Genomic DNA, 13,703 nt, shown 5'->3' on the forward strand with positions numbered 1-13,703 from the left:
CCTGGTCAACCACGGGCGCTCCTCACGGCTGCGACGGAACGTTCGACGGCGTCCGCGATCCCCGAGGGTCCGGCGGCGAGGATGCTCCGGGACTCGGAGACGATGACACCCGGTGCGAGGTCGCCGTAGATGGATCCGAGGTCGGCGACCGCAGCTCCCTGGTGGCCGAAGCCGGGTGCCAGGATCGGGAGCGTGGTCGTCGGCGGTACCTCCGTCAGGCCGAACTCCTCGAGACGGAGCGTGGCTCCGATGACCGCACCGATCGAACCGGTCGCCCCGGGGTGGTGCCGTGCGTTCCAGTGGTCGATCTCGTCGAGCATCGACGCCGCGACGGTGAGGCCGGCCCTGTCCTCGGCGAGCTGGACGTCGCGACCCTCCGGGTTCGAGGTCGCCGTCAGCACGAACACGCCCTTGCCGTGCTGCTCGGCGAGCTCGAGTGCCGGCTGCAGTGAGCCGAAGCCGAGATAGGGGTTCACGGTGAGGGCGTCGACCTCCAGCGGTGAACCGGGGGTCAGCCACGCTTCGGCATAGCCCTCCATGCTCGTCCCGATCTCGCCGCGCTTGGCGTCGCCGATCACGAGGAGCCCGGCGTCGCGTGCCGCGGCGAGGACCCCTTCGAGGGCGATGTACCCGGCCGACCCGAACCGTTCGAAGAACGCCACCTGCGGCTTGACGATCCCGGCGCGACCGGCTGCGGCTTCGACGACGGCGAGGCCGAAGGCCCCCGCGCCGGCGGCGGTGTCGGGCAGTCCCCACGCCTCGAGCAGGAAGCGGTGCGGATCGATGCCGACGCAGAGTCGGCCCGACCGGACGAAGACCTCGTCCAGTCGGGTTCCGAACGAAGCCGTCACGAGCGCGCAGCCCGATCGAGTGCGTACTCCTGGAGCGAGCGGACCTCGAAGCCCCCGCCGAGCGCCTCGAAGGAGCCGACCGCGGCGGTGAGCTGCGCGATCGTCGTGAAGAGCGGCTTGTCGGCCGCGACGGCGGCCGCGCGGATCTCGTAGCCGTCCGCGCGAGCCGACCGGCCACTCGGGGTGTTGATGACCATGTCGACCTCGTCGCGGTTGATCAGGTCGACGATCGAGTCGTCCTCGCCCGCGGCCGTGGTCTCGCTGTACTTGCGCACCGTCCGGGCACTGATGCCGTTCCGGTTCAGCACCTCGGCCGTGCCGTCGGTCGCGAGGATGTCGAACCCGAGCTGCTGGAGGCGCAGCACCGGCAGGATGATCGAGCGCTTGTCGCGGTCGGAGACCGAGACGAACACCGTTCCGCTCGACGGCAGGCCGCCGTAGGCCGCCTCCTGGCTCTTCGCGAACGCGCGCGGGAAGTCCTTGTCGATGCCCATCACCTCGCCGGTGGAGCGCATCTCCGGGCCGAGCACGCTGTCGACGATCTGGCCGTCCTTCGTGCGGAAGCGCTTGAAGGGCAGCACGGCCTCCTTGACCGACACCGGGGAGTCGATCGGGACCCGGGATCCGTCGACCGGGGGCAGGAGCCCGGAGTCCTTGAGCTCGGCGACCGTCGCGCCGGTCATGATGAGTGATGCGGCCTTCGCCAGCGGGATGCCGAGCGCCTTCGACACGAACGGCACCGTGCGGGACGCACGCGGGTTCGCCTCGATGACGTAGAGGATGCCGGCGCCGATCGCGAACTGGACGTTCAGCAGACCACGCACGCCGATCCCCTGGGCGATCGCGAGCGTCGCGTTCCGCACCCGGTCGATCTCGGCGCGACCGAGCGAGACGGGCGGCAGGGTGCAGCTCGAGTCGCCCGAGTGGATACCGGCCTCCTCGATGTGCTCCATGACGCCACCGATGTAGAGCTCCTCGCCGTCGAACAGGGCGTCGACGTCGATCTCGATCGCGTCGTCGAGGAAGTGGTCGACGAGCAACGGCTGGGCCGGGCCCACGATGCCCTGGTCCTCGATGCGCACGAAGTAGTCCGTGAGCGAGGCGCTGTCGTAGATGATCTCCATGCCGCGTCCGCCGAGCACGAAGCTCGGGCGGACGAGGACCGGGTAGCCGATCTCCTCGGCGACGCGCAGCGCACCCTCGATCTCCACCGCGGTGCCGTTCTTCGGTGCGACGAGGCCGGCGGCGTCCAGGATCTCCTGGAACTGGCCGCGCTCCTCGGCGAGGTCGATGGCGGTCGGCGTGGTGCCGAGGATCGGGACGCCTGCGGCCTCCAGACCCTTCGCGAGCCCGAGCGCCGTCTGGCCGCCGAGCTGGACGACGACACCGACGAGTTCGCCCGACTCGCTCTCGGCGTGGATGACCTCGAGGACGTCCTCGAGCGTGAGCGGCTCGAAGTAGAGGCGGTCGCTCGTGTCGTAGTCCGTCGAGACGGTCTCCGGGTTGCAGTTGATCATGATGGTCTCGAAGCCGGCGGCCTGCAGCGCGAAGGAGGCGTGCACGCAGGAGTAGTCGAACTCGATGCCCTGGCCGATGCGGTTCGGGCCGGACCCGAGGATGACCACCTTGCGGCGGTCGCTGGCGACCACCTCGGTCTCCGCGTCGTAGCTCGAGTAGTGGTACGGGGTGAGCGCCGGGAATTCGCCGGCGCACGTGTCGACGGTCTTGTAGACCGGGCGGACACCCAGGATGTGGCGGACCTCGCGCACCTCCTGCTCGCCGAACCCGCGCAGCTGACCGATCTGCGCGTCCGAGAAGCCGTGGTTCTTCGCGGTCCGGAGCACTTCCGTGTCCAGGCGTTCCGCCCCGGCGATCCAATCGGCGACGTCGTTGATGAGGACGATCTGGTCGATGAACCACGGGTCGATCTTGGTGGCCTCGAAGACCTGCTCGGCGGTCGCGCCCTTGCGGAGCGCCTGCTGCACGACGACGATGCGGCCGTCGGTCGGGGTCTTCATGACCTCGAGCAGCTCCTCGACGCTGCGGGACTCGTCGCTCCAGTGGAAGCTGGAGCCGCGCTTCTCGAGCGACCGCAGCGCCTTCTGCAGGGCGGTGGCGTAGTTGCGTCCGATGGCCATCGCCTCGCCCACCGACTTCATGGTGGTCGTGAGCGTCGGGTCGGCAGCGGGGAACTTCTCGAACGCGAAGCGCGGGACCTTGACGACGACGTAGTCGAGCGTGGGCTCGAAGCTCGCGGGCGTGACCTTGGTGATGTCGTTCGGGATCTCGTCGAGGCGGTACCCGATGGCCAGCTTCGCCGCGATCTTCGCGATCGGGAAGCCGGTCGCCTTCGAGGCGAGGGCGCTCGAACGCGAGACCCGCGGGTTCATCTCGATGACGATGATGCGGCCGTCGGCCGGGTCGACCGCGAACTGGATGTTGCAGCCGCCGGTGTCGACGCCGACCGCGCGGATGATGTCGATACCGATGTCGCGGAGCTTCTGGTACTCGCGGTCGGTCAGCGTCAGGGCGGGGGCCACCGTGATGGAGTCCCCGGTGTGCACGCCGACCGGGTCGACGTTCTCGATCGAGCAGACGACGACGGTGTTGTCGGCCGTGTCGCGCATGAGCTCGAGCTCGTACTCCTTCCAGCCGAGGATCGACTCCTCGAGGAGCACCTCGGTGGTCGGGCTCTGGTGGAGGCCGTCGCCGACGATCCGGCGGAGCTCCGTCTCGGTGTACGCGAAGCCCGAGCCGAGGCCGCCCATCGTGAACGAGGGGCGGACGACCAGCGGGTAGCCGAGGTCCTCGGCGTAGCCGACGGCCTCCTCGACCGTGTGGGCGATGTAGGAGCGGGCCACGTCCGCGCCCGCGTCGAGCACGAGCTGCTTGAAGATCTGGCGGTCCTCGCCCTTGTTGATCGCCTCGAAGTTCGCGCCGATGAGCTCGACGTCGTACTTCTCGAGGATGCCGTGCTCGTGCAGCTGGATCGCGGCGTTCAAGGCCGTCTGGCCGCCGAGGGTCGGGAGGATCGCGTCGGGCTTCTCCTTCGCGATGATCGTCTCGATGACCTGCCAGGTGATCGGCTCGACGTAGGTCGCGTCGGCGAAGTCGGGGTCGGTCATGATGGTCGCCGGGTTCGAGTTGACGAGGATGACGCGGACGCCCTCCTCGCGGAGCACGCGGCACGCCTGGGTGCCCGAGTAGTCGAACTCGGCGGCCTGCCCGATGACGATCGGCCCGGAGCCGATGACGAGGACGCTGTTGATGTCGTCGCGCTTGGGCACTAGTTGTTCTCCTTGGTGCTGGAAGTGGTGGCGTGGCCGGTCACGAGGTCGCGGAACCGGTCGAACAGGTAGACCGCGTCGTGCGGACCCGAGGCGGACTCGGGGTGGTACTGGACCGAGAACGCGGGGATGTCGATGCAGTTGATGCCCTCGACGACCTCGTCGTTCAGGCTGTAGTGGCTGACCTCGGCGAGGCCGAACCCGGCGGGCGTCTCGTGACGGCCCTCGATCGGCAGGTCGACCGCGAAGCCGTGGTTCTGCGAGGTGATCTCCACCCGGCCGGTCGCCTTGTCGAGGACCGGCTGGTTGATCCCGCGGTGACCGAACGGCAGCTTGTAGGTCTCGAAGCCGAGCGCGCGGCCGAGCAGCTGGTTGCCGAAGCAGATGCCGAAGTACGGCACGCCCGCGCGGAGCACGTCCTGCAGGAGGGCGACGTGCGCGTCGCTCGCAGCCGGGTCACCGGGGCCGTTGGAGAAGAACAGGGCGGACGGTTCGAGCGCGAGGACCTCGGCCGAGGTCACCGACTGCGGCAGCACCACGACGTCGAAGCCGCGAGCGGCGAGGTGGTTGAGCGTCGACGTCTTGACGCCGAGGTCGAGGACGGCGACGGAACCGACGCGCTCGCCCACCGCCGGCACGGTGTACTGCTCGGTCGTGGAGACCTGGCTCGACAGGTTGAGACCGGCCATCTGCGTGCCTGCCCGGACGAGGCTGAGCTGCTCGGCGCCGGACAGCTCGAAGTCCTCGCCGGAGAACACGCCGCCGCGCATGGAACCGGCGGAACGGATGTGCCGGGTCACCGCGCGGGTGTCGATGCCGCTGATGCCCACGACGCCGTCCTGGACGAGTTCGTCGTCGAGCGAGCGGTCCGCTCGGAAGTTCGAGACGACGCGCGACGCGTCGCGCACCACGTATCCGGCGACCCAGACGCGGGCGGACTCCATGTCCTCGCGATTGACGCCGGTGTTGCCGATGTGTGGCGCGGTCATCAGGACGATCTGTCCGGCGTAGGACGGGTCGGTCAGCGTCTCCTGGTAGCCGGTCATGCCGGTGGCGAAGACGACCTCGCCGAGCGTGCGGCCGGTCGCGCCGTAGGCGTGCCCGACGTAGCGGTTGCCGTCCTCGAGGACGAGTACCGCTGGACTGGGTGGGGTGAAGGAGGTCATGGTCAAGCCCTCTCGTGAGGCGGTGGGGTGGAGTCGTCGGCCGAGGTGATGTCGGCGACGGTGTCTGGGGTGCCGGTCGGCCGGAGTCCGGCGTCCGCGGCGGGGATGAGGCTCGTGACGGTGTCGATGATGCGGGCGCGGTCCGCCTGCTCGAGGACGCGGAAGGTGCTGTCCGCGATCACCGTCGGGACTGGGCGCCAGCTCAGGCGGATGAGCCCGCCCGGCTCGACGACCCGGTCGATCGTGAGGTTGGTCTGGTCGACGCCGACGATGCTCGTCGCCGGGATGAACGTCGGCCGCTCTCCCGGGACGTCGACGACGACTCCGGCGGCTCCGAGTTCGAGCGTGACCCGGGATCGGTAGCGCAGTCCCTGCAATGCCAGCCGTTCGAGCGGCTGGTCGTGCTTCGACGTCGCGACGTAGAGGACCTCGACCGTCAGTGACGGGACCGGCCGCGGGTCGGGGAGCTCCGCGAGGGGACCGACCTGGGCGTCGCGCGCGACGCGGCGTCGCCAGGCGAAGGCCATGAGGGCGAGGATGCCGAGGAGGACGAGGGCGACGAGGACGGCCGCGAGGATCCGCCCGTCCATCAGTGCTCGACCTCCGCGGATCGCGCGGCACGGCGTGCTGCGGCCGCGACCTGCTCCGTCGGGAGCACGGCGCCGTCCAGGACGGTCGCGTAGCCCCGGTGGAAGGTGGCGACGACGCGGCCGGGCAGCTCCAGGCCGAGGTAGGGCGAGTTCACGCCCTTGCCGGCCAGGTCTGCCGTGCCGAACGGACGGGTGGCGGCGGTGTCGTAGAGCACGACCTCCGCCGGAGCGCCGGCCTCGATCGAAGCCCCCTGCCCGGTGATCCGTCCGATACTCGCCGGCGTCGCCGAGAGCACCCGGGCGACGTCGTTCCAGTCCAGGAGCCCGGTCGCGACCATCGACGCGTGCACGACGGAGAGGGCGGACTCGAGGCCCACCATGCCGTTCGCGGCGGCGTCCCACTCGCAGTCCTTGGCCTCGACCGGGTGCGGTGCGTGGTCCGTCGCGACGATGTCGATCGTGCCGTCCGCGAGGGCCTCGCGCAGCGCCTGGACGTCCTCCGCCCGTCGCAGCGGAGGGTTCACCTTGTACCGGGCGTCGTAGCTCGCCACCAGCTCCTCCGTGAGCAGCAGGTGGTGCGGCGTGACCTCGGCCGTGACGGGGATGCCCCGGGCCTTCGCCCAGCGGATGACGTCGACGGAACCGGCCGTCGAGACGTGGCAGATGTGGAGGCGGGAACCCACGTGCTCGGCGAGGAGCACGTCGCGGGCGATGATCGACTCCTCAGCTACAGCCGGCCATCCGGTGAGACCGAGCTCGCCGGAGAGGGCGCCCTCGTTCATCTGCGCACCGACGGTGAGTCGGGGCTCCTGCGCGTGCTGGGCGATCACGCCGTCGAAGGCCTTCACGTACTCCAGCGCGCGACGCATGAGCAGCGGGTCCGACACGCAGAGGCCGTCGTCCGAGAAGACCCGGACCTTGGCGCGTGAGGAGGCCATGGCGCCGAGTTCGGCGAGTCGTTCCCCGGCGAGTCCGACCGTCACGGCACCGATCGGCTGCACCGTGGCGTAGCCGGCGCGCTCACCGAGCGACTGCTCCTGCTCGACGACCCCGGCCGTGTCGGCCACCGGCGAGGTGTTGGCCATCGCGAACACCGCGGTGAAGCCGCCGGCGGCTGCGGCACGCGTGCCGGTGAGCACCGTCTCGCTCTGCTCGAACCCGGGTTCCCGGAGATGCGTGTGGAGGTCGACGAGCCCGGGCAGCGCGAGGAGGCCGTCCGCGTCGATGACGGTCGCGCCGACGGCGCTCAGCCCGGAGCCGCGTTCCGCGATCCGTCCGTCGCGCAGGAGGAGGTCGGTGCGTGTCCCGTCGGCGAGCGTCGCTCCGGTGATCAGGGTGACGTCGTGGTTCGAAGTGGGCTCAGACACGGGTGGATTCCTCTCGATCGCCGGACAGCAGCAGGTACAACGCGGCCATCCGGACCGACACCCCGTTGGCGACCTGTTCGAGGACGGTCGACCGGGGTGAGTCGGCTGCCCCGGACGAGATCTCCAGACCGCGGTTCATCGGCCCGGGGTGCATGACAATGCTAGCCGGATCGAGGCGGGCGAGCCGCTCGTCATCGAGCCCCCAGCGCCTGGAATACTCCCGGCTGTTCGGGAAAAAGGCGGCATGCATGCGTTCGGACTGGATCCGGAGCATCATCAGCACGTCGGGACGCTGGGCGATCGCATCATCCAGGTCGTAGCGGACGGTTGCCGGCCAGGGGCCGAGGTCCACCGGGAGCAGCGTCGGCGGGGCGACGAGGGTGACCTCGGCGCCGAGCGTGTCGAGCAGCCAGACGTTCGAGCGGGCGACCCGGGAATGCAGGATGTCGCCGACGATCGTCACCGCCACCCCGTCGAGCGCGCGACCGCGGGAACGCTCGCCGTGGAGGCGCTTGCGCATGGTGAACGCGTCCAGGAGGGCCTGGGTCGGGTGCTCGTGCGTCCCGTCCCCCGCATTCAGGATGCCGGCGTCGATCCACCCGCTGTCGGCGAGGGTCTGCGGCGCTCCGGACGCGGAGTGTCGGATCACGACGGCGTCGGCATGCATCGCGGCGAGGGTCTGCGCGGTGTCCTTCAGGCTTTCACCCTTCGAGACGCTCGACCCCTTCGCGCTGAAGGTGATGACGTCTGCGGACAGCCGTTTTGCGGCAGCCTCGAACGAGATGCGCGTGCGGGTCGAGTCCTCGAAGAAGAGGTTGACGACCGTCTTCCCGCGGAGGGTCGGGAGCTTGCGGACCTCACGGAACTGCGTCTCGGCCATGTCCTCCGCGACGTCGAGGATCTCGATCGCCTCGTCGCGGGTGAGGGTCTTCGTCGACAGCAGGTGCCTCATTCGCCGCTCCCCTCGATCGTCACCGAGTCGTCGCCGTCGAACTCCGTGAGCCGGACGAAGATGCGCTCCGCCTGCGAGGAGGGCAGGTTCTTCCCCACGAAGTCGGGTCGGATGGGGAGCTCGCGGTGCCCGCGGTCGACGAGAGCAGCGAGCCGCACGACGCGCGGGCGGCCCAGGTCGGTCAGGGCGTCGAGGGCAGCACGGATCGTGCGTCCCGAGTACAGGACGTCGTCGACGAGGACGACCGTGCGCCCGTCGATCCCCTGCGGCGGCAGCGTCGTGGGTTGCGGTGCACGGGTAGGGTGCTTCGCCAGGTCGTCGCGGTACATCGTGACGTCGAGTGCACCCGAGACGATCGTCGCGCCCGAGATCGAGGAGATCGTGGCGGCGATCCGCTTCGCGAGGATGACCCCGCGCGTCGGGATGCCCAGGATCACGAGGTCGTCTGCTCCGCGGTTGGACTCGAGGATCTCGTGGGAGATCCGAGTCAACGCCCGCGCGATGTCAGCTTCGTGCAGCACGGTACGTGCGCTCATCGCCGACTCCCTTCTCCGCCTCTCTGGACGGTCTTAAAGGTTGTCTTGGTCAACACCCGAGCCTAGCAGTCGGATCAGGCCTCGTAGAGCTCCAACGGGAGGCCGTCGGGATCGAAGAAGAACAGCATCTTGCGCGAGGTGTGCGGGTCGATCCGGACGTCTTCGACGCGGACACCCAGCTCCACCAGACGGGCGTGGCCGGCGTCGACGTCGTCGACGGCGAAGGCGAGGTGCCGCAGTCCGAGTGCTTCGGGTCCGGATGCGCGTGCCGGCGGGTCCGGGAAGGAGAACAACTCGATGAGGTACTCACCGTTCAGGGCGAGGTCGCCCATCCAGGAGTCGCGCTCGGCTCGGTACACCTCGGTGATCAGCTCGCAGCCGAGCACCGAGGTGTAGAAGCGCTTGGAGGCTTCGTAGTCGCTGGCGATGATCGCGATGTGGTGCACGCGCTTCAGCGGCAGGGCCGGACCGGTCTCGTCGCTCATCGTCACCGCGGGTTGATCTGCGAGATCTTGCCGAGCAGGCCGTTGATGAAGCCGGCGGAGTCGTCGGTCGACAGCGTCTTGGCCGCCTCGACCGCTTCGTCGATGGCGACGCCGTGCGGCACCTCGTCGTTGAACAGGATCTCCCAGATCGCGATCCGGAGGATGGCCCGGTCGACCGTGGGCATCCGCGCGAGCGTCCAGCCCTGCGCGTACGTCTCGATCTGTTCGTCGATCTCCTCGGCGTGGTCACCGACGCCGTCGACGATCTCTCGCGCGTACAACCACGAAGCCTGGCGGTCGGGCTCGCTGACAGCGCGAGACGCTTCTGCGGACAGGACTTCAGCGAGGGTCTGCTGACGGACGTCGGCCTGGTACAGCAGATCGAGGGCGCGCTTGCGCGCCTTGGTACGAGCGCTCACTCGTTGACGCGACCGAGGTAGTCACCGGTGCGGGTGTCGACCTTGACCTTGGTGCCGGTCTCGAGGAAGAGCGGGACCTGGATCTCGTAGCCGGTCTCGACGGTCGCCGGCTTCGTGCCACCGGTCGAGCGGTCGCCCTGGAGCCCTGGTTCCGTGTAGGTGACCTCGAGGATGACCGACGCGGGGAGCTCGACGTACAGCGGGTTGCCGTTGTTGAGCGCGACCGTGACGTCCTGGTTCTCGAGGAGGAAGTTCTTGGTGTCGCCGACGACGACGGCGGGGATGGTGATCTGGTCGTAGTCGCTCTTGTCCATGAAGACGAAGGAGTCGCCGTCCGCGTACAGGTAGGTGAAGTCGCGGCGGTCGACGTTCTCGACGTCGATCTTCGTGCCGGCGTTGTACGTCTTGTCGACGACCTTGCCGGTCATGATGTTCTTCATCTTGGTGCGGACGAACGCGCCACCCTTGCCCGGCTTGACGTGCTGGAACTCGATCACCGTCCAGAGCTGCCCGTCGATGTTCAGGACGATGCCGTTCTTGATGTCAGCGGTAGAAGCCATGCGCGAGAATGTCCGTTCGTGGAAAGTGTGCGGCCGGATACGACCCAACGAACGAGTGTAACCGCTGCGAGGACCCGTGACCAACGCGCCCGTGGTGGATCAGGGCGCCGCGCATGTCACTCGGCGCTGCGGCGCACCACGAGGTCGAGGGCGAGGCGGTACGAGTCGAAGCCGAAACCGGCGATCACGCCGGTCGCGACACCGGAGATCACGCTCGTGTGACGGAAGGCCTCGCGGGCGTGCGGATTCGAGAGGTGCACCTCGACGAGCAGGAGGCCAGCCTTCGTGACCATGGCCGCCGCGTCACGGAGCCCGTAGCTGTAGTGGGTGAACGCCGCGGGGTTCAGGATCACGGACGTCCCGGAGTCGACGGCCTCGTGGAGCCAGCCGATCAGCTCGCCCTCGTCGTCCGTCTGACGCAGGTCGATCCGCGTTCCGTCGCCCGCGTCGGCCTCGAGTACGGTGCGCAGCGCTTCGAGGTCGGCCGAGCCGTAGACGTCGGGTTCACGGCTGCCGAGGCGTCCGAGGTTCGGTCCGTTGAGGACGAGCACGGTGGTCATGAGTCGAGGGTATCCGTTCGGGACGAGCGCTCGCGGAGCGCACCGGCGTCGGTCAGGAGCCGATCTCCTGGTAGGCGGCGAAGAGCAGCGAGGTCTCGGGCCCCTGGAGGACCGTCGGCTTGGCGAGGTCGTCGAGCACGATGAACCGCAACATCGAACCACGCGTCTTCTTGTCGCGCTGCATCGTCGCGAGCAGGGTGTTCCAGCGGCCCACTGGATAGGCGATCGGCAGGCTGAGGAGCTCCAGGACACGACGGTGGCGGTCGACGACCTCGTCCGACAGCCGGCCGGCGAGGCGGGACAGCTCGGCGACGTACATCATGCCGATCGCCACCGCGGCACCGTGTCGCCACTGGTACCGCTCGGCGTGCTCGATGGCGTGCCCCAGCGTGTGCCCGTAGTTGAGGATCTCGCGGAGGCCCTGCTCGGTGAAGTCCTCGCTGACGACGTCGGCCTTCATCCGGATCGCGAGCTCGATGCAGCGGCGGAAGGCGGGCGTGTCGGGGTCGGTCGCGGCGTCGACATCGGCCTCGATGAGGTCGAGGATCTCCGGGTAGCGGATGAACCCGGCCTTGGCCACCTCCGCGAACCCGGCGAGGATCTCGTTCTTCGGGAGGGTGTCGAGCGTGTCGAGATCGCAGACGACGGCGGCCGGGGCGTAGAAGGCGCCGACGAGGTTCTTGCCTTCCGCGGTGTTGATGCCCGTCTTACCGCCCACAGCCGCGTCGACCATGCCGAGGACCGTCGTGGGGACCTGCACGAGCCGGACGCCGCGCAGCCAGGTGGCGGCGACGAAGCCGGCGAGGTCGGTGACCGAGCCACCGCCGAACCCGATGACCGCGTCGGAGCGCGTGAAGTCGGCCTGCCCGAGGACTCCCCAGCAGAACGCGGCGACCTCGACCCGTTTCCCGGCCTCGGCGTCCGGCACCTCGGCGAGCAGTACCTGGTACCGGTCGCTCAGGGTCTCGCGCAGCTTGGCCGCCTTCTCGCCCAGCGTCGCCGGGTGGACGATGAGGACCCGCTGCACGCCGGTCCCGAGGGCGTCGACGAGCACGTCCTCCAGCCCTCTCCCGATCGTGATGGGGTACGGGGAGGATCCCGTCACCTCGATGACGGTCCGCTCGGTCGGGGTGGTCGGTTCGGTGCTCATGCAGGCTCCTTCACCCAGGCGACGAGCTCGTCGACGATGCCTGAGATGGGTCGGTGCGAGGTGTCGAAGGTGACATCCGCGAGTCGTTCGTACACGGGACGCCGGGCGGCGGCGATGCGCGACCACGCGCCGGGGTCGTCGCGGAGCAGTGGACGCTTGTCGAGGTTGGCCCGTGCCAGCACGGCCTCCTCGGTGACCGTCAGCAGCACGACGCGTGCGTCGGCGAGCTCACGCTGCGTGTCCTCGTCGAGGACCGCGCCCCCGCCGAGCGACACGATCGCCGGCTGCTCGAGCGCGGCGGCGACCGCCGCCCGCTCCAGGGCGCGGAAGTGCGCCTCGCCGTGTTGCTCGAAGATGCGCGCGATCGCGCCGTGCTCGCCGGACACGACGCTGTCGGTGTCGACGAACGGCAGGCCCAGGCGCTTCGCCAACTGCTTGCCGACCCGGCTCTTCCCCGACCCCATCGGTCCGATGAGGACGACGGGGAGTCGGAGGTCGGCGGCCTGCTCAGGCATCGGCGCTGGAGGCGTGGTCGCCTCGCGTGCGCAGGTTCGACGGGATCGCTGCCAGGTATCCGTCGAGGTTGCGCTTCGTCTCGGGGACGGAGTCGCCACCGAACTTCTCGAGCACCGCTTCGGCGAGGACCAGGGCCACCATCGCCTCGGCCACGACACCGGAGGCCGGGACCGCGCAGACGTCGGATCGCTGGTGGTGCGCGGTGGCTGCCTCGCTCGTCGCGACGTCGACGGTGCGGAGCGAGTGCGGGACGGTCGCGATCGGCTTCATGCCGGCGCGGACGCGGAGGACGGTACCGGTGGTCATGCCACCCTCGGTGCCGCCGGCGCGATCGCTCTGTCGGGCGATGCCGTCGCTCTCCTGGACGAGCTCGTCGTGGGCCGCGGAACCGCGACGCGTCGTCGTGAGGAAGCCGTCGCCGACCTCCACACCCTTGATGGCCTGGATGCCCATGAGCGCTGCTGCGAGCCGTGCATCGAGTCGGCGGTCCCAGTGGACGTAGGAGCCGAGCCCCGGCGGGAGTCCGTAGGCCAGGACCTCGACGATGCCGCCGAGGGTGTCGCCGTCCTTCTTCGCCGCGTCGACCTCGGCGACCATGCGCTCCGAGGTCGCCTTGTCGAAGCAGCGCAGCGGATCGGCGTCGAGCGCGTCGACGTCGGCCGGGACCGGCAGTGGGCTGTCTTCGGGAACGCGCACCGGGCCGATCGACAGCGTGTGGCTGACGAGGGTGATGCCCAGCTCGCCGAGGAAGGAGCGCGCGACGGCACCGAGGGCGACGCGCGCTGCGGTCTCGCGTGCGCTGGCGCGTTCGAGCACGGGACGCGCCTCGTCGAAGCCGTACTTCTGCATGCCCGTCAGGTCGGCGTGACCGGGACGCGGACGGGTGAGCGCAGCGCTGCGGCCACGCGACTTGTCGGAGATCTCGGTCGGCTCGGGGCTCATGACCTCGGCCCACTTCGGCCACTCGGTGTTACCGATGCGGATCGCGATCGGGCTGCCCATGGAGAAGCCGTGGCGGACGCCGCCGGACAGGTTGAGCTCGTCCTCCTCGAACTTCATGCGGGATCCTCGGCCGTAGCCGAGCTTCCGTCGGGCGAGGTCGGCGCGGACGCCGTCCATGGAGATGGGGACGCCGGACGGGAGTCCCTCGAGGACGGCGATGAGTTCCGGGCCGTGAGACTCTCCGGCAGTGAGCCAACGAAGCATGGTCCTATCCTTCCATAGAGCCGGGACGCGACCGTGCGCCTTCGGTCGACGGCCCGGC

Annotated in this window: 13 protein-coding genes and 1 pseudogene; all 14 read right to left on the reverse strand. The window is 69.4% G+C overall.

Annotated features, from left to right (window positions below):
* Nucleotides 1-5: 5 nt before the first annotated feature.
* Entirely contained in the window at nt 6-851 is an 846-nt protein-coding gene (gene pyrF / locus ACQ3HE_RS01330; RefSeq protein ID WP_085510885.1) for an orotidine-5'-phosphate decarboxylase, read from the reverse strand.
* Nucleotides 848-4,138 carry a carbamoyl-phosphate synthase large subunit gene (gene carB, locus ACQ3HE_RS01335; RefSeq protein ID WP_430890949.1) on the reverse strand — a complete coding sequence of 1,097 codons (3,291 nt, stop codon included), beginning with the start codon at nt 4,136-4,138 and terminating at the stop codon, nt 848-850. The genes pyrF and carB overlap by 4 nt, the downstream gene beginning before the upstream one ends.
* Complete coding sequence (gene carA / locus ACQ3HE_RS01340; protein WP_229938882.1) at nt 4,138-5,304, reverse strand: glutamine-hydrolyzing carbamoyl-phosphate synthase small subunit; 1,167 nt, start codon at nt 5,302-5,304, stop codon at nt 4,138-4,140. Before carA ends, carB begins: the two co-directional genes overlap by 1 nt.
* A 2-nt stretch (nt 5,305-5,306) precedes the next feature.
* The gene (locus tag ACQ3HE_RS01345; protein ID WP_124769343.1) at nt 5,307-5,894 is read right to left on the reverse strand and encodes a PH-like domain-containing protein; all 588 of its coding nucleotides are present in this window, start codon (nt 5,892-5,894) and stop codon (nt 5,307-5,309) included.
* Nucleotides 5,894-7,261, reverse strand: a complete 1,368-nt coding sequence (locus ACQ3HE_RS01350; RefSeq protein ID WP_430890951.1) for a dihydroorotase — start codon at nt 7,259-7,261, stop codon at nt 5,894-5,896. Before ACQ3HE_RS01350 ends, ACQ3HE_RS01345 begins: the two co-directional genes overlap by 1 nt.
* A complete protein-coding gene (locus tag ACQ3HE_RS01355) occupies nt 7,254-8,213 on the reverse strand; it encodes an aspartate carbamoyltransferase catalytic subunit (protein ID WP_071260160.1) in 960 nt (319 codons plus the stop codon). The genes ACQ3HE_RS01350 and ACQ3HE_RS01355 overlap by 8 nt, the downstream gene beginning before the upstream one ends.
* Nucleotides 8,210-8,755 (reverse strand): annotated as a pseudogene (gene pyrR, locus ACQ3HE_RS01360) (bifunctional pyr operon transcriptional regulator/uracil phosphoribosyltransferase PyrR); the annotation flags it as partial. The pseudogene pyrR and the gene ACQ3HE_RS01355, both read right to left, overlap by 4 nt.
* A 68-nt stretch (nt 8,756-8,823) precedes the next feature.
* Nucleotides 8,824-9,234 (reverse strand): VOC family protein, encoded by a 411-nt coding sequence (locus tag ACQ3HE_RS01365; RefSeq protein ID WP_274500077.1) that lies wholly within the window; start codon nt 9,232-9,234, stop codon nt 8,824-8,826.
* Nucleotides 9,235-9,236: 2 nt separating this feature from the next.
* The gene (gene nusB / locus ACQ3HE_RS01370) at nt 9,237-9,653 is read right to left on the reverse strand and encodes a transcription antitermination factor NusB (RefSeq protein WP_064293834.1); all 417 of its coding nucleotides are present in this window, start codon (nt 9,651-9,653) and stop codon (nt 9,237-9,239) included.
* On the reverse strand, nt 9,650-10,213 hold the full coding sequence (gene efp / locus ACQ3HE_RS01375) for an elongation factor P (protein ID WP_056005785.1): 564 nt from the start codon (nt 10,211-10,213) through the stop codon (nt 9,650-9,652). The genes nusB and efp overlap by 4 nt, the downstream gene beginning before the upstream one ends.
* Nucleotides 10,214-10,329: 116 nt before the next feature.
* Nucleotides 10,330-10,773, reverse strand: a complete 444-nt coding sequence (locus tag ACQ3HE_RS01380) for a type II 3-dehydroquinate dehydratase (RefSeq protein WP_430890953.1) — start codon at nt 10,771-10,773, stop codon at nt 10,330-10,332.
* 52 nt (nt 10,774-10,825) lie between these two features.
* Nucleotides 10,826-11,923, reverse strand: coding sequence for a 3-dehydroquinate synthase (gene aroB, locus ACQ3HE_RS01385; protein WP_430890955.1), 1,098 nt, complete (start codon nt 11,921-11,923; stop codon nt 10,826-10,828).
* Entirely contained in the window at nt 11,920-12,438 is a 519-nt protein-coding gene (locus tag ACQ3HE_RS01390) for a shikimate kinase (RefSeq protein WP_430890957.1), read from the reverse strand. The genes aroB and ACQ3HE_RS01390 overlap by 4 nt, the downstream gene beginning before the upstream one ends.
* On the reverse strand, nt 12,431-13,645 hold the full coding sequence (aroC, locus tag ACQ3HE_RS01395) for a chorismate synthase (RefSeq protein WP_064293830.1): 1,215 nt from the start codon (nt 13,643-13,645) through the stop codon (nt 12,431-12,433). Before aroC ends, ACQ3HE_RS01390 begins: the two co-directional genes overlap by 8 nt.
* Between the last annotated feature and the right edge of the window lie 58 nt (nt 13,646-13,703).

Origin of the sequence: Plantibacter auratus (assembly GCF_050587365.1) — a bacterium.
In the GTDB taxonomy this organism is placed as follows: Bacteria; Actinomycetota; Actinomycetes; order Actinomycetales; family Microbacteriaceae; genus Plantibacter; species Plantibacter auratus.